Annotated in this window: 8 protein-coding genes; 2 read left to right on the top strand and 6 right to left on the bottom strand. The window is 69.6% G+C overall.

The genetic code is table 11. The features are described 5' to 3' along the window. The first annotated feature begins 11 nt into the window (after positions 1 to 11). Positions 12 to 3,581: a pyruvate:ferredoxin (flavodoxin) oxidoreductase gene (nifJ, locus tag H507_RS0103460; protein ID WP_022909332.1), complete on the top strand. Its 3,570-nt coding sequence runs from the start codon at positions 12 to 14 to the stop codon at positions 3,579 to 3,581. Between the two features lie 62 nt (positions 3,582 to 3,643). Here nifJ and H507_RS17150 read toward each other — a convergent pair whose 3' ends face one another. The 6 genes from H507_RS17150 to H507_RS17145 form a co-directional block, all read right to left on the bottom strand. Further along, complete coding sequence (locus H507_RS17150; RefSeq protein ID WP_022909331.1) at positions 3,644 to 4,897, bottom strand: RDD family protein; 1,254 nt, start codon at positions 4,895 to 4,897, stop codon at positions 3,644 to 3,646. Between the two features lie 106 nt (positions 4,898 to 5,003). Beyond that, entirely contained in the window at positions 5,004 to 7,367 is a 2,364-nt protein-coding gene (locus H507_RS0103445; protein ID WP_026377712.1) for a transglutaminase TgpA family protein, read from the bottom strand. After that, positions 7,364 to 8,683: a DUF58 domain-containing protein gene (locus tag H507_RS0103440; protein ID WP_022909328.1), complete on the bottom strand. Its 1,320-nt coding sequence runs from the start codon at positions 8,681 to 8,683 to the stop codon at positions 7,364 to 7,366. Before H507_RS0103440 ends, H507_RS0103445 begins: the two co-directional genes overlap by 4 nt. 5 nt (positions 8,684 to 8,688) lie before the next feature. Continuing rightward, entirely contained in the window at positions 8,689 to 9,660 is a 972-nt protein-coding gene (locus H507_RS0103435) for an AAA family ATPase (protein WP_022909327.1), read from the bottom strand. 73 nt (positions 9,661 to 9,733) lie between these two features. Next, complete coding sequence (locus H507_RS0103430; protein WP_022909326.1) at positions 9,734 to 15,871, bottom strand: Ig-like domain-containing protein; 6,138 nt, start codon at positions 15,869 to 15,871, stop codon at positions 9,734 to 9,736. A 26-nt stretch (positions 15,872 to 15,897) separates the two neighbouring features. Continuing rightward, positions 15,898 to 17,322 (bottom strand): FHA domain-containing protein, encoded by a 1,425-nt coding sequence (locus tag H507_RS17145; protein WP_022909325.1) that lies wholly within the window; start codon positions 17,320 to 17,322, stop codon positions 15,898 to 15,900. A gap of 164 nt (positions 17,323 to 17,486) precedes the next feature. Here H507_RS17145 and H507_RS14455 point away from each other — a divergent pair, with 164 nt between their 5' ends. Further along, positions 17,487 to 18,605: a class I SAM-dependent methyltransferase gene (locus tag H507_RS14455; protein WP_022909324.1), complete on the top strand. Its 1,119-nt coding sequence runs from the start codon at positions 17,487 to 17,489 to the stop codon at positions 18,603 to 18,605. Position 18,606: the final 1 nt, after the last annotated feature.

Genomic DNA, 18,606 nt, shown 5'->3' with positions numbered 1-18,606 from the left:
AGGCCACCGGAATGAACCAGATCGCGATCATCGACGGCAACGAGGCGGCAGTCTCGGTCGCCTACCGACTCAACGAGCTCTGCTCGATCTATCCGATCACGCCATCGTCGACGATGGCCGAACTCGCGGACGAATGGGCCTCCCACGGGCGGCTGAGTGTCTTCGGGGTGAAGCCCACCGTCATCGAGATGCAGTCCGAGGGCGGCGCGGCGGGAGCTCTGCACGGAGCCCTCCAAGGAGGGGCGCTCAGCACGACCTTCACGGCCTCACAAGGCCTCTTGCTGATGATCCCGAACATGTACCGGATCGCGGGCGAGCTGACCTCCACCGTCTTCCACGTCGCTGCCCGAAGCCTCGCGGCGCAGGGGCTCTCGATCTTCGGCGACCACCAGGACGTCATGGCCGTGCGCCAGACCGGGTTCGCGCTGCTGAGTTCCGCCTCCGTGCAGGAGGCCCACGACTTCGCCGCCATCGCCCAACTGGCGACCCTGCGCAGCCGCGTGCCATTCCTGCACTTCTTCGACGGCTTCCGCACCAGTCACGAACTGAACACCGTGCACCTGCTGAGCGACGACGACCTGCGCGCCTACGTGCCCGAGAGCCTCATCCTCGAGCACCGGCGGCGTGCCCTGTCGCCCGAGCACCCCTACATCCGTGGCACGGCCCAGAACCCCGACACCTACTTCCAGTCACGGGAGACCGTCAACCCCTACTACGACCGGGTGCCCGGCATCGTCACCCAGGCGATGGACGAGTTCCGCGCACTCACCGGTCGCGGCTACGGCCTGGTCGACTACCACGGGGCCCCGGACGCCGACCGGGTGCTGGTCATCATGGGTTCGGGCGCCCAGACCGTTGCGCAGACCGTCGACCACCTCAACGCTGCCGGCGCCAAGGTGGGGGTCGTGCACGTGCGGCTCTACCGTCCGTTCCCCGTCGAGGCCCTGCTCGCCGCCCTGCCCGCGACCGCCACCCGGGTCGCGGTGATGGACCGGACGAAGGAACCGGGCGCCGGCGGCGAACCGCTGTTCCTCGACGTGACCAGCGCTCTGGCCGAGGCCGTGGCCACCGGGGTCCGCCAGCACCTTCCCCGCGTCATCGGCGGTCGCTACGGCCTGTCGAGCAAGGAGTTCACGCCCGGCATGGTCGTCGGCGTCTTCGACGAGTTGGCGCGCCAGCACCCTCGTCCACGCTTCACGGTGGGCATCAACGACGACGTGTCGAGGCTCAGCCTCGACTACCCCACCGACCTCGACGTCGAGTCGCCCGACACGCAGCGCGCCGTCTTCTACGGCATCGGCTCCGACGGCACAGTCGGCGCCAACAAGAACACCATCAAGATCCTGGGCCAGCGCGAGGGCATCCACGCGCAGGGCTACTTCGTCTACGACTCGAAGAAGTCGGGTTCACGAACGGTCTCGCACCTGCGGTTCGGTCCCCAGCCGATCACGGCGCCCTACCTGGTCTCGGCCGCTGACTTCATCGGCGTGCACCACTGGTCGATCCTGGAGCGGGTCGACGTGTTGCGGTACGCCCGCCGCGGCACCGTCGTGTTGGTCAACGCGCCCTACCCACCGGACGAGTTGTTCGCCCGATTGCCCCGGCCGATGCAGGAGCGGCTGATCGAACTCGGCTGCGAACTGTGGACGGTGGATGCCTTCGCCGTGGCGCGGGCGGCGGGCATGGGCAACCGCACCAACACGGTGCTGCAGACCTGCTACTTCGCGATCTCGCGGGTGCTGCCCCGCGAGGAGGCCATCGCCGAGGTCAAGAAGTCCATCCAGAAGACCTACGGCAAGCGCGGACCCGATGTGGTGGCCCGCAACGAGGCCGCGGTCGACGCAGCCCTCGCGCACCTCCACCGGGTGGAGGTGCCAGCCGAGCCCGCCTCGCACGTGGCCATGGTCGCCCCGGTACCGCTGGACGCGCCCACCTTCGTCCGTGACGTCACCAGCCAGATGCTGCTCGACCAAGGGGACGACCTGCCGGTCTCCGCCCTTCCCGTCGACGGCACCTACCCGTCGGGCACCACCCAGTACGAGAAGCGCAACATCTCCGACATCGTCGCGCTGTGGGATCCGCAGGCCTGCATCCAGTGCGGCAACTGCGCGTTCGTGTGCCCGCACGCCGTACTGCGGGCGAAGTACTACCCCGAGAGCGGTCTCGAGGGTGCCCCGGAGAGTTTCCAGAGCGCCGACCTGAACGCTGCCGGGCTGCCGGGGGCTCGCTACACCCTGCAGGTGTACGCCGAGGACTGCACCGGTTGTTCGCTGTGCGTGGAGGCCTGCCCCGTGACGGTCCCCGACGGCGGGGGCCGCAAGGCCATCAACCTGGCCCCGGCTCCCGAACGGGAGACCACCCGCGCCAACATCGCCCACTTCGAGAAGCTGCCCGTCAACATGCGGAGCCGGGTCGACTTCGGCACGGTGCGGGGGGTGCAGTACCTGCAGCCGCTGTTCGAGTTCTCCGGTGCCTGCACCGGCTGTGGCGAGACCCCCTACCTGAAGTTGCTGAGCCAATTGTTCGGCGGTCGTGCGTCCATCGCCAACGCCACCGGCTGCAGCTCGATCTACGGCGGCAACCTGCCGACCACCCCGTGGGCGAGCAACAAGTACGGACGAGGACCCGCCTGGTCGAACTCGCTGTTCGAGGACAATGCCGAGTTCGGTCTCGGCCTGCGGCTGGCCGCCGACCTGCAGACGAACCTGGCCCGCACCAGGCTCGAGCAGCTTCGTCCCGAGATCGGTGACGACGCCCTCGTCGACGCCATCCTCGAGAACGACCAGTTGTACGAGTCGGACCTGTCGAACCAGTTCCGGGCGGTCGAGGAACTGAAGTACCTGCTCGACCGCGTCGAGGGTCCGCGCGCCGCCGACCTGAGGTCGGTGGCCGATCACCTGATGCGGCGCTCGGTGTGGATCGTCGGCGGGGACGGATGGGCCTACGACATCGGGTCGGGCGGGCTCGACCACGTGCTGGCCTCGGGTCGCAACGTCAACGTGCTGGTGCTCGACACCGAGGTGTACTCCAACACCGGCGGTCAGGCCTCCAAGGCGACCCCGATGGGCGCGGTCGCCAAGTTCGCCTCCGGCGGCAAGGAGACCATCAGCAAGGACCTGGCGCTGCAGGCGATCGCCTACGGCAACGTCTACGTGGCCCGCGTGGCCATGGGTGCGGATCCCGAGCAGACCTTGAAGGCCTTCCGTGAGGCCGAGGCCTACGACGGCCCCTCGCTGATCCTCGCCTACAGCCACTGCATCGCCCACGGCATCGACATGACCAAGGGACTCGACCAGCAGTACCTGGCGGTGCACTCCGGCCACTGGCCGCTGATGCGCTTCAACCCGGTGCTCAGGGAGGCCGGGAAGAACCCGTTCCTGCTCGACTCCCCTCGTCCGAGGGTGCCGCTGCGCACCTACCACGAGAACGAACTGCGCTTCCGGATGCTCAGCCGTTCCGACCCCGAGGGCGCTGAGCGGATGCTCGCGGTCGGTCAGAACCAGGTCAATCGGCGCTGGCGCGACTACGAGCAGATGTCGAACCGCACCGCCACGGAGTTCGCGGCCGACGCCAAGGACTAGCCATCCTGAGGCCTCCCCTCGCCCCCTCCTCGATCGACGCCGGTCGGGTGGGGAGCGAGGGACTACTGGGTCGCGCTTGCTGGTGGGTGGCGCATCACGACCAGGGCGCGATCGCCGAAGCTGACCGACTGCCCCTCCCGCACCCGAACCGCGACCCCGGGCTGGCAGGGGTCGAGTTCGCCTGATCCGTTGACCAGCGCTGTGCCATTGGTCGATCCGAGATCGGTGACGTACACACCACGGGCGTCGACGCCCACGGCCAGGTGCGTCTTCGAGACGGCCTGACCCCCCTCGCCCACCTCGACGAGGGTCGCCGTGGGTCCGTCGGTGGGCTGGCTGGGTCGTCGTCCGATCACGACGGTGCCCTCGACGGGCACGCGGCGTCCGTCATCGATCTGCACGTACCAGCCCTCGTCGGCCGGGCGCGCCGGGAGGTTGGCGCGGGTGGGGATCAGCCGGGTGCCGTAGTCCTCCTCGTCGACGGGAGCCTCGCGCTGGACGACTCGGGCAGCTCGTTCAGGTTCCGGATCACGGGTCGAGGGCGGCCAGATGGACGAACCCGGGGATGCCGTCTGGGGAGCCGCCCCGGCCTGGCGAGGAACCGGACCAGCGGGGGGCCGCCATCCTCCGCCCGAGTCGGTCTCGTGGCCACCGGCAGCCCACGGGGTCTGATCCGGCGGTGCACTCGCGACCTGCTGACCCATGGGGGCCTGCTGCCCGTAAGCGTTGTACTCCTGGTTCGAAGGTGGGCCGTACGACCCGGCCTGACCCGAGCCGGACCCATCGAACGCGGCCGCGACCAGGTGCGGAGGCAACGCGACCGTCGTCGGATGCTGCCGGACCGGAGCGGCCGGACGGGCCTGCGCCTTGACCTGATCGTTCGCGAGCTGGATCACGACGGCACCGGATGCCAGGTCATGCCAACCCTGCCGCCGCTCCTGGATGACGAGGAAGACCAGCAGCGCGATCCACCCCACACCCGTGCCACTGATCGCCGCGAACACGATCTGGCGGACGAGCCAGCGTCCCCAGCCGATCGGACGGCCGTCCTGCAGCCCGACCAGCCTGAGCCCTGTCGCAGCGAAGCCAGGACCCGTGGCGCGGGTGCCGTAGGACCACCACAGCACGAGGAACCAACCCAGCCCAGCGATGCCGAACAGCAGGGAGGCCACCAGCAGGGTGGCGCTGTCGAGGTGCGGCCTCAGCAGCACGAATCCGGCCACGAGCACCGCCGGCACGAGCGAGTCGATCACGTGGGCCACGAGCCTTCGTCCCAAGGACGCCACCTGCACGCCTGCAGGCATGTTCGCAGCCATCAGCCCTCCTCCACCCGATCGGTCACGGCGACAGTCTGCCAACCGACCCGGTTCATCGGTTGCTTCGGGTTCATCGGTTGCTTCGGGTTCATCAGGGGCTTCGGGCTCATCGGTAGCTCCTGAACGATCGGGTCGAGAGGCGGGAGCGCACCCAACGCCACCAGGGCACCGAGCGCCGCACCCCCTTCTCTGCCTCTCCGAGCGTCATCCAGTAGCCCGCAGCGTGTTCCTCGGAGATGTCGTCGGCGCTGAAGACGACCGCGTCGGCGCGCTTGGCCAGCGCGATCGGATCGGCCAGTTCGATCATCCGCGGGAACTGCACGACCATCGCTTCGGCCTGTTCCGACCGGGTGGCGGTCGGGGCTGGGCTTCGTCCGAGGTCTCGTGCCGTGTCGACCAGTTCCGACCACGCGCCGGCGACCCGGTTGGCGACCACCGGGTGGTGGCGCCGTTGCAGCCGGCGTCGGGTCTTCAGCCCCAGCACGAGAACGAGCGGACCGACGACGGTGACGGCGGGCAGTCCCACCACGGCGGCCACGGTTCCGACCCGGCGCCAGTCGATGGGTGCCTGCGCCTCGGGCGGGGGTGCGGCCTCGACCTCGAGGTTGTTGTCGCCCGGGGGAGCCTGGGGCTTCCTGGGCACCGGTGGCGGGTTGTCGACGTGGGGTCGGGGTCGAGGGGGCGTCTCCTCGCTGACCTTCTTCAGGACCCGGTCGTGGTCGGGGGTGGGGTTGAACATCACCCACCCCAGTCCCTCCAACTGCACCTCGGTCCAGGCCCTGACGTCTTGCCCGCGCACCTCACCCGACGCGCTCTGGGCCCGGAAGCCGTAGACGACCCGCGCCGGGATCCCCAGTTGCCTCGCCATCAACGCCATGGCCACCGCGAACTGCTCCTCATCGCCGACCATCTGCTGGGGGTTGGCCAACAATGCCTGCAGGCGGTCATAGCTGTGGCCCGACAACGAGCGCACCTCGTCGTCCTGCCCGTGGCTGAACCAGCCCTGTTGAAGGGCCCTCTCCAGCTTCAGCGCCGCCTCACCCTTGGTCGCCGAACCGGCCGTCCACCTCAGGGCCAGGTCCTTGACGGAGTCGGGCACGTTCTGGGGAGCGGGAAGGTCGGCGTCCCCTGCCCCCGCCTGCGAGATGCGCGAGTCGCTGGGGCGCTGGGGCACGATCGCGTGCACCGTGTAGGTGTCGCCCTGACGCAGCCCAGCCGTGGCGATCCCGGTGCCCGACGACCGGTTGTAGTGGAAGGAGTCGGTCAGGGCGACGCCTCGTGCGCCCTCGAACCGCACCGCCGTCGTCCGACCGACCGTCGGCACCCACGGATTGTCGTAACCGAGGACCGTGACCGTCGCCTCGACCCTCGTGCCAGGGGTCTGATCGACGATGCGGGCACCCACCCGGGTGAAGACTCCGCCGTCGTGGTCACCGGTGTCGGCATTGCTGACGTTGTAGGTGAGGCCGTCGTAGGTGTCGAGCGTCGCCACACGGATCGCCGCACCACGCGGCATGCCCGAGACCGAGAGCAGTGCCGTCGTCTCGTCCATCGTGATCTCACCCCTGAACTGTTGCAGCGGGGAGGCATAGCGGTTGATCTCGAGTGGGGGCTCCACCTGGTGGCGGGCGATCGCCCGGGCCGCGGTCGGGGTGAGCGGGGTCGCAACGACCCACGTGAGTCCACCGGCGAAGGCGAGCACCAGGGCGCCGATCAGGGGGGTCAGCCAGGCCGAGCGACGGCGTTGGCCGACCAGCGTCTCGCGGATCATGCGACGCCGGGTGCTCGTCCACACCAGCACGATCACCACGGTGGCGATGGCCACCGCAGCGGGCAGGTGCGTGACCGCCGTGCCCAGGGCCCAACTGACCATCAGGGCGACGGTCGAGGGCACCCAGGCCAGAGCCGGACGACGCGAGCGCAGGCTGATCGACAGTCCGGCGGCGGCAGACACCAACGCCACCAGCAGCGGCAACGTCAACAGGTTCCAGGTCTCACCGATGGGCGGTTCCAGGGTGAGCACCGCCTTGGGGGCGGTCACCGGGCCGGTGGCCAGTCCGACCAGCGTGCGCATCGTCGGCACCACGCCCGCGATGGTGGACGAGGGCATGGCCAGCACGCCACCGAGCGCGAACCAGCCGACCAATCCTGCCGCGAGTACCCCCGCGCTGTTCCAGCGGAACCGCCAACCCAGCCAGGCGATCACCAGTCCGATCGCCGACCCGCCGAGCACGGTCACGGCAACCCAACCCCAGCCGAAGGTGGGCAGCCAGGCCACCACCTGCAATCCGGCGAGCAGCATCAGCACGCCCAGGTCGACGCCCAGCCACCACCACCGGGCCGAACCACGCATCCGCTCGAACGGCACCCTCGCATCGACCCGGGTGCGCGCCTTCGCCGAGAGCCGGCGCGGGGAACGTCGGTCAGCGTCGGCCATGGCCCGGCGTGGCCGGTTCTGGGATTCGCTCATGCCATCGCCCTCCGCATCGCGCGGGGCAGGTTCGCCAGGTCGTCCAGCCGCACCACCGTCGTGTTCGCGACGGTGCGCACCGACAACTCTGCATCGGGTTGGGTTGCGAGGGCGATCACGCGGGTGTCGACGTCGAAGGCGCGCACGGCCCGCCGCAGGCTCTCGAGGCCCTGCCCCGACCCGGTCACCAGCACCACGATGGACGCCCCGGGTTCCCGGTTCTGCACGGCTCGCACCAGGGCAAGCACGCCCCCTCGCGAGGACTGCTCAACCCGCGCCAGTTCGTCCAGCACCCGCAACGCCCCCACGGCCGGCAGGCTTGCCGTCTGGGTCATCACGGCGAACGGGTTGTCCTCGCGCACGCACTGCAGGGCAACCGAGCCGACGGCACTCACGGCCAGTTCGAACTCCTCGTCGGTGAGGTAGGACTGCGGGCTGGTGTCGAGGGCGACCGCCACCCTCGACTGGCGACTCTCCTCGAACTGGCGCACCATCAGCTGGCCGGTGCGCGCGCTCGAACGCCAGTGGATGTGGCGTCGGTCGTCACCCGGCACGTACTCCCTCAGGGCATGGAAACTCATGTCGGAATTGGTCAACTGGTTCGAGGCGTGGCCCTCGAGGTCGTGGACGAACCCGGTGTGGCGTCCCGGCAGGTCGACGGTCAGCGGGTGCACGAACAACTCGGCGACCTGGGTCCAGCGGGTGGCTCGACCGGCCAGGGCGAAAGGGTCGCCCTGCACTGATTGCACCGGCCCCAGGAGGATCACCCCGCGCCGGTCGGTGGGCACGACGAACTGCTCCTCGTGCTCGGCCCCGGCTGCCAGGGTGGGGACGCCGAAACTGGCGACCTGTTCGCCCACCGGCAGGTCGAGCCGCGACGGCAGGCTCCTTCGGACCGCCTGGTTGCGCACGGCCAGAGCGCCGTGGGCGGTCTCGCCGACCCGCACCCGGCTCGACTCGAGGTCGAGGCGCACCGCGAACCGGGGGCGTCCGATGGTGAAGGCCACCGCCACCACGACCAGGACGAGCACCATCACTGCCACCAAGACCAGTTCCTGCCAGTGCAGCACCAGGCCAAGACTCGCGGCCACGAGCACCACCACGAGCGCCGTCCAGCCAGCGGGGGTGAGACCGACCAGGTCGCTGGTCCGCCGGATGGCCCCGCGCACCCCTGCCAGGCTGGGCGGTTCGACGCTGTCGGGCAGCTGCCACCCGGACGCCGGGGACTCCCCCGGGACCCCTGGCAATTCGGGCGCACCGAGCACCCCGGCCGTCGGTGTGACGGTGGGTGCAGCGGTCACCTGTGTCTGGGTCATGCGGTTCAGGCCGAGGCGCGCTCGGTGGGCGGCTGGACGGTACCGATCACGCGCGCCATCACGTCGGCGGCGGTGACCCCGTTGAACTCGCTCTCCGGGTCGAGGATGATGCGGTGGCTGAGGCAGGGCACCGCCAGCATCTTGACGTCGTCGGGCACCACGAAGTGGCGACCCTGCGAGGCGGCCCACACCCGGGAGGTGCGCACCAGCGCGAGCGCCCCGCGGATCGAGACACCCAGCCGTACGTCGGCGGTGTGCCTGGTCTCCTCGACCAGACGGGCGATGTAGTCGAGCACCGAGGGCTCGATGTGCACCGCTGCCGCGAGTTGGCTCAGTTCCGCCACCGCCTGCGAGGTGATGACCGCAGACAGGGCCGCCGACCTGGGCCGGGTTCCTCCCTGGGCGAGGATGCGCAGGGTGCCCTCGCGGTCGGGGTAGCCGAGGGTTGTCTTCATCAGGAACCGGTCGAGCTGGGCCTCGGGCAACCGGTAGGTACCAGCCTGTTCGATGGGGTTCTGGGTGGCGATCACCATGAACGGGCTCCCCGCCGAGTAGGTCTTGCCGTCGACGGTGACCCTGCTCTCCTCCATCACCTCGAGGAGCGCCGACTGGGTCTTGGGCGAGGCCCGGTTGATCTCGTCGGCCAGCACCACCGAGGCGAAGATGGGCCCCTGGTGGAACTCGAACTCCCCCGACTTCTGGTCGTAGATCGTGACGCCGGTGACATCGGAGGGCAGCAGGTCGGGAGTGAACTGGATGCGGCTGGACGTGCCCTCGACCGACTGGGCCAGGGCCCGGGCCAAGGTCGTCTTGCCGGTGCCCGGGTAGTCCTCGAGCAGCAGGTGGCCCTCCGCGATCATGCAGGTCACGGCCAGCCTGATCGCCTCTGTCTTGCCGATGATGACGCGCTCGACGTTGTGGACGACGTTGCCGAAGGTCTCGGAGAACCAGGCGACCTGGTCGGGGGTGATGGCCATGGGGGTGTCCTTGCTCTGCTGCTCGGTGGGGGTCGTCGGAGGGGTCGTGGGGTGCCGTCACGAGGGGACGTGGTCAGGGGCCGTTCAGTTGGGCCACCACGGTGCCGAAGCCGTCCTCGCTGCAGCGGATGCTGAAGGGGCCGGCGGTCGGTGGCGCCGTCTGGCCCGGTGGGGTCGGAGCACGCTGGTAGGTCACCGTGCCGTCGTTGCTGATGTGTTCGAGGCCGAGGTAGCCGTCGCGCACCGAGCAGGTGGCTCCCCCGCCGAGCCAGCCGACCACGCTGACGTCGAGCGAGTCGGCCTTCTCGACATAGTGGATGGGGGGCTGGAAGGTCTTGGTCGTCGACACGTCGGTGTTCACGATCGACGCCGTCACCGTGCCCGGGTCATTGCCGTAGGTCTTCGTCCAGCGCCTGACTTCGTTGCCGGCCTGGGTGCCCGGACCGTTGACGCTGGTGACCCTGACGGTCAGGTCGTTGACCAGGTTGCCGTTGCTGTAGCGACCCGTACTGTCGGCGAAGTCATAGGGCACCGAGACCTCGACCGAGATCGTCGGCAGGTTCTGGTCACCCTGGACCACCCCACGGGAGATCACCGCCGGTGACAGGGGCGAGCCCACGGTGCGCACCGAGTTCGTGCCTCCCGGCTCGACGGAGTCCTTGCCACCGGCGGACGCCGAGATGACCAGGTAGTACAGCGGGCCGTTCTTGGGCGTCCGGATGGACCCCTGCACCTGGCCGTTGACGACCTTGAGATCGAACGGAACCGAGTCATAGCGCCCCCCGAGGTCGGTCAGTTCACCGAAGACCCGGTCGATCGGTCTGCCGTTCTCGGGCAGGGAGTTCGGCAACACCACGGTGACGTAGCGGTCGTGGCCGACGATGTTGGCGCCGACGAGTCGTCCCGGCCTGCCGAAGGGGGTGACCGACTCCGACGGGGCACTCTCGGGGCCGGGCTGCTGGTAGCGGGTCTTGCCGCGCACCGTGAACGTGTAGCCGGTGCCGTTCTGGGCCTCGCGGAACAACAGGCTGGTGCCGTTGATCGGGTCGGCCCCGCTGATCAGCTTGCCGTTGGCGTAGACGAGGTATTGCACCGCGTCGCGGTTGGCCGGTGAGGGCACGTCGGGCGCCTGCCAGCTGACCTCGACCTCGCCGCCGGTCGCCGAGCCGGTGTCGCGGGCGACCACCGCTGTCGGAGCCGGTGGTGCACCCGTGGGGTGTTCGGGGGTCGAGGCCTCGGATTCGTCCGACCACCCCGTGGGGTCTGCGGGGCCGGCATCGGCGCGGCGGTTCGAGGCGGCCACCGTGAACTGGTAGTCCTTGCCGTTCTCGAGGTTGGGCCAGGTCAGCGAGGTGCCCTTGGTGGTCATGGTCTGGGTGGTGCCCAGCAGGGTCACGCGGTACTCGACGATGGGCGAACCCCGGGTGACCCCGGTTGCCCAGTTCAGCTTGAGTGCCCGGTCGTCGAACTGCACCTGCGGCGGGCTCATCGTCTCGGGCTTCACGTCCGGCCGAAGGGTGGCCGACGGCCGCGAGGTGGCCGACCCCAGTTGGTTGTACTGGGTGACGGTGAAGGTGTAGTCGCGACCGTTGGTGAGCCCGGTGACGGTGCAGGTGTTGGCACCGCAGGACTGTTCCACCGCCGCACCGCCGGGCGCGGACCCGTGGACCACTCGCTTGTCGATGGGAAGCCCGTTCGCCGCACCGTCGGTCCAGACCAGCACCACCTTGCCGTCACCGACCGAGTCCCCACGCGGCGTGCCCGGTTCCCCGGGTGCCGCCCGCACGGTCAGCCTGATGCGGCCGTCCGACTGCCGCGAGGGGTCATCCGTGGCATCGACGATGGTGTAGCGCACCGTCATGGTGCCGACGAATCCGTCAGCGGGTCTCACGAGCACCTGGTCACCGCTCACCCGGGCCGTGCCCTGCCCGGCCTCGACCGCGGTGCTGACCAGCTTCAGGCTGGTGTTGTTGAGCAGGTTCGACTTGTCGTTGGCGAGCACCGAGACGGCGCGCTCCTGCCCGGCGTTCGCGTCGTCGACCACGTCATTGGCGGCCGTGGGCCGAGGACGGGTCGACCCGATCACGCGGATGGTGAGTTCAGCGCCGACCGTCGAGCCCGCGGCATCGACGACGGTGCCACGCAGTTTCATCGACGTGCCCGGTTTGGTCTGCACGGGAGCGGCAGCGTAGATGCTCGACCGTGACTCGTCCGCTCGCCAGCTGATGCCCGACCCGGAGGCGACCCGCCAGTTCTCGAAGTGGAAGTCCTGACCGTTGGGGTCGACCCAGAACCCAGCCAGGTCGATGCGTTCCTCGGGTTCGCCCTGGCCGACCTCCAGCACCGGCGGTTCCCCCCGCAGTTGTGGTGGCTGCTCCAGCCGCTGCTGCTTCTTGCGGTCGGTCTCCGACAGGTTCGGGGCCGGCTTGACGGTCACCGGGATCGAGATGACCGCACGCTTGGCGCTCTTGTCACCGGCGGGCACGTCGTCCATCACCTCGAACACGATGGCGGCTGGACCGGCGTACTCGATCGCCGGTGTCCAGTCGATCGTGTCGACCGAGGGGATGACCTCGCCGTTGGTGCGGTAGACCCGGTCGACCGAGGTGAGCCGCACCCGTCGTCCGTTGGTCCCCTTGACCAGACCGTTCAGGTCGAGCGTCGTGCGCTGGCCGGCGACCACCTGCAGGGCGGTGCTGGGGTCCTTGAGCCGCGGGACGACGTCGTTTCGTCCGGGGACGTTGACGATGGCTGTCGCGGCCGCCCCCTCGGCATCGGTGATGGTGTAGCGAACCTGTTGGGCGTTGTCGGCCACCTTGACCCGGATCGTCTGGCGGCCGGGCGTCGCGGTCGCCTCGACACCCTCCTGGGGCGGCACCGTCACGGTGAGGCGGTTGGCCGACCCGTCGGGGTCGTAGTCGTTCTTGAGGACGGCAGCCTCGATGTAGTCCTTGTCGATGATCTCGGCCACGTCGACCTGGTCATCGACGGCCACCGGCTGCAGGTTGCGGGCATCGGAGCGCACGTCGACGGTGATGGTGCCCGAACCCGTGGCCCCGCGGGCATCCTGCAGGTAGTACTTGCCGGGCACCTGGCCCACCTGCTTCGGTGCGGTGAAGGTGATGGCGTTGCGGTTGACGACCTTCGTGGGGATGCGCAGGTCGATCGGGTTGCGAGCCGCGAACCCGAAGTTGTCGCCGTCTGGGTCGTAGTCGTTGCCGAGCAGCAGCAGGTGCACGGGACGCCCCGGGCGCACGGTGATGGAGTCGTCGGTGCCGACCGGTTGGGCATTGGCGCCCACCGACGGAGCGACCCCCACTCGCACCTCGCCGACCCCGACCGCCCCGTAGGAGTCGACCACGCTGTAGCGGAACGCGTCGGTGCCCTGCGAGGTCGGGAAGGCCTGATAGGTGAGGTAGTGGTCACCCACGGCGGTCACCCGGCCCAGCCGGGGCCCCGCATCGAGCCCGAGCAGGCGCACCGGATCACCGTTGTTGTCGATGCCGTCGAGCGGGATCAGGATGCGATTCGACGTGCCGGCCAGCACCCTGGCCTCGACCGACACGGGTTGGGGTGCCTCGTTCTGGGCGTCGGTCGAGACCACGGAGATCTCGATCGTCGACGAAGCCGTCTGGCCGTCGGAGTCCTTGATCTGGTAGGTCAGCCCCACACCGGTCGAGGTGGGGGGAACCGACACCCGGATCTTGTCGCCGTCCACCCAGGCCCGCCCGCGTGGACCCTCGACGATCTTGTCGACGCTCAACGGCAGCCCGATCGGGGACGAGTCGTTGTCGAGCGGGTTGATGGTGACGATCGAGCCTGCCCTGGCCTTGACCCGGTCGCGTTCGGCCTGCGGCTTCTGGCTGCCCACCAGCTTGGTGGGGATCACCACGATGGTGCCGTCGGCGGTGAAGGTTCCGTCCGAGACCCGGTAGGTGAGGGTGACGGGCTTGTCGGGGGTGCGCTCCGCAGTGACGGTCAGGTAGCGGCGCTGCTCCATCACGATCTTCAGGTCGGGATCGGACGAGACCGTCTGCAGCACCAACACGTCGCCGTCGGCGTCCGAGTCGTTCAGCAGGGGGTCGACGAGCGCCGAACCTCCCGGAGGCAGCAGGACGACATCACGGGCGGCGACCGGGCGCGAGTTCTGACTGGTCGCGCCCGCCACGTCGATCCGCACCAGGCCGGTGTCGAAGGGTCCGTTGCTGGCCTTGTACTGCACGTAGTAGGTGCCCTCGACCGAGGCCTTGAACCTGAACGTGTTGTCCTGGTGGTTGGGCGTCAGGGTGGCGTTCTTGGACGAGCCCTCCAGGGTCGGCTCGCGCAGCGTGAGGTTGTTGCCCACGTCATTGGCCAGCGGGTCGACGGTGATCTCGTTGCCCACCCGGGTGGCCACCTGGTCGCCGTTGGCGATGGGCGGGACGATCTTGTCCTTGATCACCTCGACCAGGAGTTCCGAGACCGTGGTCCTGCCCGCAGGATTGCCGTCGGACACCGTCAGTTCGATCTTCTTCAGACCGGTGGTCTTGCCCGCGTCCTGGAACGTGACGGTGCCGTCGGAGGTGAACGTCACCTCGTCGTCGAGACCCTCGACCTTGGCGCCCAGCAGGATCATGTCGTCCCCATCGGGGTCGCGCCAGTCCAGCAGCACCCGCTTGGTGGCGCTCTGGCCGGAGTTGACCCGCAACTTCACCGTGGGCCGGAAGTGCTGGGGCAGTTGGTTCGAGACGCTCTGGTCGGCCGGGATGGGCTTCACCTGCGCCCGGGCGGTGGCGGTCTTGCCTCGTCCGTCCGAGATCGTGTAGTTGAACTCGACCGGCTGGGTGGCCCCGGCAGGCAGCGTGACCTGGATGCCGGTACCGCCCTGGATCAGCTCCAGTGAGGCCCCGGACACCTTGGGTGGTCCGAGGATGGTGAGGATGTCGCCGTCAGGGTCGGAGTCGTTGTCGAGCAGGGGCAGCACCGTCGAGCGGCCGACCCGGGCAGTCAGGCCCAGGTCGTTGCGTGCGATCGGTGGCTGGTTGGGCTTGCTGCGGTCGAGGTTGACGATCTGCTCGAGTTGGTCGGAGTCCTGGTCGGAGCGCTTGTCGGGGGGCGCCACCCTCGTCCAGTCCTTGATCAGCTTCAGGTCCTTGTCGACCAGCCAGATGTAGCCCGTGGCCGAGTCGTTGAGCACCGTTGCCCCGCGGTTGTCGAGCAGACTCAGGTCTGCTCCCGAGGGCAGTTCGGGGATCGTCCGCACCGTGGGTCGGGGGTCACCCATGCATCGACGGACGTACTGCGACCCGAACACCCCGTGCACGCACGAGCCCACGACCACCGGCACGATCGGGGCCTGGTTGACCAGCCCCGAGAGCGAGCGGGCACCGTTCCTGGTGAGGGCGATCAGACCCGCGCGGGTGGCGTAGACCGCTTCGGCACCGTCGAACCCGGAGAGGTCGGCGGTGGGGCGCGGCAACTGGGCCGTCGAACCGGCGTCGACGGCACGCGGGCGGTCGGTGCCCTCGACCCAGATCTGCTGGCTGGTGCGGTCGAGCACGACCGCCTTCTCGCCCACGGCGCTGAGCTGCACGTCGGCGGCAGGGTCGAGCGTCCACGGCAGCTGCACCGTGGTCCGGTCGGGGCGCACCAACCGGGAGGAGGCCACCGACAGTCCGATCACATGCCCGGTGGCGGTGACCGTGGCCGTGCCCTGGTCGCCCACCTCGAGTTGGGCCTTGGCCTGCTGGAAGTCGGTCTGCAGCATCTCGTCGACGCTGCCGTACCAGACCCTGCCGTTGTCGGGGTTGGCAACGGCCAGCACGCGCGCACCATAGGCGACCACGGAGTTCGGCGGCAGCGTCACGGGGCTGCCGATCTGGTTGCGCGCCGGGTCGTAGGCCGACAGCTGGTTCGGGCTGGTCGAGCGGACGATGACCGTGGTCTCGTCCTGCATCACCTGGTAGTTGGCCGCCCCCACGGGTGCGGCGTTGGTCAGGTCGTCCGACTGCAGGTTGAGGTTGCCCACCAACGACTGGGAGGTGTTGACCGCGAAGATCGAACCCTCGTTGAGATGCAGGTCGCGGATCTTCAGCCCCGGCAGGAGCCACGCAGCGATGCTGATCCCCAGGGCGAGCACCAGGACCAGCAGCGCACCCCACACACGACGGAACCCCCGGGCCGCTCGGCGGAGCAGCCGGGAGTCGATCAGGGTGCGGTCATGGGCGGCCATGGCGTCTCGCTGCGGTCGACATCGGTTCAGGTCGGGGGTTCGACTCGGATGCTCACTCCGTCACCCAGGTCGAGCAGATCTCCCACCCCGATCGTCACACCCTCCCCCGGGTTCAGACGAATCGGGGCGTCGTGACCGTGCCGGACGATGGTGCCGTTGGTGGAGTGCAGGTCGGTGGCCACCAGGTTCCACTCACGAGGCGCGACCAGCAGGTGGTTGCGGCTGATGTCGCTCGAGGGGGACGGGACCCTCAGGGTGGTCGCACCAGCCTCGTGCCCGGCCGTGGACGGTGCTCGTCCGATCACGACGGCCCCGACCACCTCGAGGCGGTCACCGGCGGACGAGACCAACGTCGCGAGACTGGGACGACTCACCAGGCGCTGGTTCTGGGGGGCCACGGGGGCAGGGCAGAGACGGCAGCGCTGGCTACCGGGCGGGTTGGGGTGACCGGCCGCGCACACCGAGGCCAGCACCAGGCCCTCGTCACCGCGGGTGCCGGCACCGGGTTTGTGGGTGGCCGCGATGCCGGTGACGAAGATGGTGTCGCCGTCCTGGGAGTCCTCCTCGGCGTGCCCGATCCGCGGGGCCCAGCCGGCCCCCACCGGTGCTGGCGCCGCCGGAGCTGACTCCACCGGCGCGGTTGGTTCCGTCGGCCCGGTTGCCTCGCCCAGGCTTGCCACGTCCAGCGCGACGGTCGGCTCCGGCACAGGGGCCGCCGTGGCGGGTGCTGCAGGAACAACGGCGGGCAGCGGTGCAGTCGGTGGCGCGGGGAAGGGCGCCGGGGCACCGAACGGACGCGGCTGGGCCTGCTGGCCGAAGGGTGTCGGCGGATCGGGGCGCGGTTCTGGTTCTGGCTCGGGCTGGGGTTCTGGCTCAGGTGCAGATTCTGGCTCGGGTGCGCGCTCGGGTTCGGGCTGAGGTTCTGGCTCGGGTTCTGCCTCGGGAACCGGCTGCTGCTCGGGGGACACCACCGACGGGAACCTCGCCCGCACGGTGCCGGTTGCGTCCAGGACGATCGCCGACGCAGTCACGGCCCCGACCATGAGCGGCAGCTGGAGTTCGGACTCCTGGTCGACCGGCTCCATGTCGACACGCACGAGGTCGACCGAGATGCCGACCTCACGCCAGGTGACCATCCCCTCGCCCGTGTTGAGCAGGTCACCGGTGCGGGGGTCGATCACGGAGATCTTGCCCCGGCACAGCGAGTGCATGCCGTTCTCGTCCCAGCTGAAGGCCGCGAAATGTCCCATCCGTTCGATACCGAAGCTGGCCATGCGGGTGACGAGGTCGTCGATGGACGATGCGTCGACCACCGAGTCCCAGATGCTGTTGAGCAGGTTCGACACGCGCGCCGGGGCGGGCTGCAGGATCACCAGGGCGCTCGGACCCGCCAGGACCACCCAGCGACCCGGGGTGTACGTGGCTCGCCAGGCTGCGTGACGCTGCGGCATACGGTCTCCTCCAGGCTTGCGGCTCCTCCCGGGCCACGGGCGGAACCATTGTGTCGTGCCACAGTGCCACGTGGGTCTCTGATCAGTCACGATTCCCGGGGCCGCAGCCGGTCGCGGGTCCGTCCGGGCGGACGCCCTCGAGAGCGACCGGTACGTTCGGCCGCATGGCCCTCGACCCCGCACGCCCACCCGCTGACCCCCCCGCCCTCGACCATGGCACCCGCTTGCTCCTCGACGAGGTCGAGCTCCCCCCACAGTCCAGCGTGCTGGTCGTCGATGAACCACTGCTCGCCGATCAGCTCAGCCCCGACCATCAGGTGTCGGCCTTCTGTGACCGCGGCGACCTGCACGCCTGTCTGCCGGCGGGGGTCGCGCGCGTCGAGCCCGGGATGCCCGTGGACGCCTCGGTCGCCCTGCTGCGCCTGCCCACCTCGCTCGACCAGTGGGACGAGTACGTGGGTTGGGCCTGGGACTGCGGGGTCCAGCAGATCGCCGCGGTGGGCCGCGAGAAAGACCTCGTCCACCGGCTCAACGACGTGCTCGGCCGATGGTTCGGCGAGGTGCACGCCTCGCGTGGTCGCAACAAGCACCGCGTGCTGCACGCCTCGTTGCCCCATTCCCAGCCGCGGGTTCCCGCGGAGGCGCGATGGCCCCGTCGGGCGCTCCGGGACGGCCTCACCATCGTCGCCCACGGAGGCACGTTCGGCACGACGAGGCTCGACGCCGGTACGCGCCTGCTGCTCGCCCAACTCGACGAGATCCTGGTCGACGCAGCCGACCGGTCGCGGCCGCTGCGGGTGCTCGACGTCGGGTCGGGCAACGGCACCATCGCCGCGGTGCTGATGCGCGCACTGCCCTCGTGCGAGGTCACCGCCGTCGACCTGTCGTGGGCGGGCGCAGCGGCCACCCGCGAGACCCTGCGGGCCAACGTGGCGCCGGGGCAACCGCAGCCACGGGTGCTGTGGGCAGACGGCATCGAGGTGCTGCGCGAGAGTGACCCGTTCGACCTGATCGTCAGCAACCCGCCGTTCCACCAGGGTGTGGCCAAGGACTCCGCCTTCGCCCGAGATCTACTGGACGAGGCCCCATCGCACCTCGCGCCCGGAGGGGCCTTCTGGCTCGTCCACAACACCCACCTGCCGTGGCTTCCGCTGCTGCGCCAGCGACACCCGGGTGCCGAGCGGTTGGCGCAGGACCGCCACTTCTCGGTGATTCGGGTGCCCGCCCCCACCACCGAGGCGTCCAGCAGTCCCAGCACCGTGCGGCGCATGCCTAGGCTGTGAG

Source organism: Aestuariimicrobium kwangyangense DSM 21549 (assembly GCF_000421525.1).
In the GTDB taxonomy this organism is placed as follows: Bacteria; Actinomycetota; Actinomycetes; order Propionibacteriales; family Propionibacteriaceae; genus Aestuariimicrobium; species Aestuariimicrobium kwangyangense.
This window is presented reverse-complemented; position numbering and strand designations above follow the sequence as displayed.

Bases quoted from the DNA above. Each gene is read 5' to 3' on its own strand.
- H507_RS17145 (WP_022909325.1), bottom strand. From the start codon at position 17,322: ATGCCGCAGCGTCACGCAGCCTGGCGAGCCACGTACACCCCGGGTCGC.
- H507_RS0103430 (WP_022909326.1), bottom strand. From the start codon at position 15,871: ATGGCCGCCCATGACCGCACCCTGATCGACTCCCGGCTGCTCCGCCGA.
- H507_RS0103440 (WP_022909328.1), bottom strand. From the start codon at position 8,683: ATGACCCAGACACAGGTGACCGCTGCACCCACCGTCACACCGACGGCC.
- H507_RS0103445 (WP_026377712.1), bottom strand. From the start codon at position 7,367: ATGAGCGAATCCCAGAACCGGCCACGCCGGGCCATGGCCGACGCTGAC.
- nifJ (WP_022909332.1), top strand. From the start codon at position 12: ATGAACCAGATCGCGATCATCGACGGCAACGAGGCGGCAGTCTCGGTC.
- H507_RS17150 (WP_022909331.1), bottom strand. From the start codon at position 4,897: ATGGCTGCGAACATGCCTGCAGGCGTGCAGGTGGCGTCCTTGGGACGA.
- H507_RS0103435 (WP_022909327.1), bottom strand. From the start codon at position 9,660: ATGGCCATCACCCCCGACCAGGTCGCCTGGTTCTCCGAGACCTTCGGC.
- H507_RS14455 (WP_022909324.1), top strand. From the start codon at position 17,487: ATGGCCCTCGACCCCGCACGCCCACCCGCTGACCCCCCCGCCCTCGAC.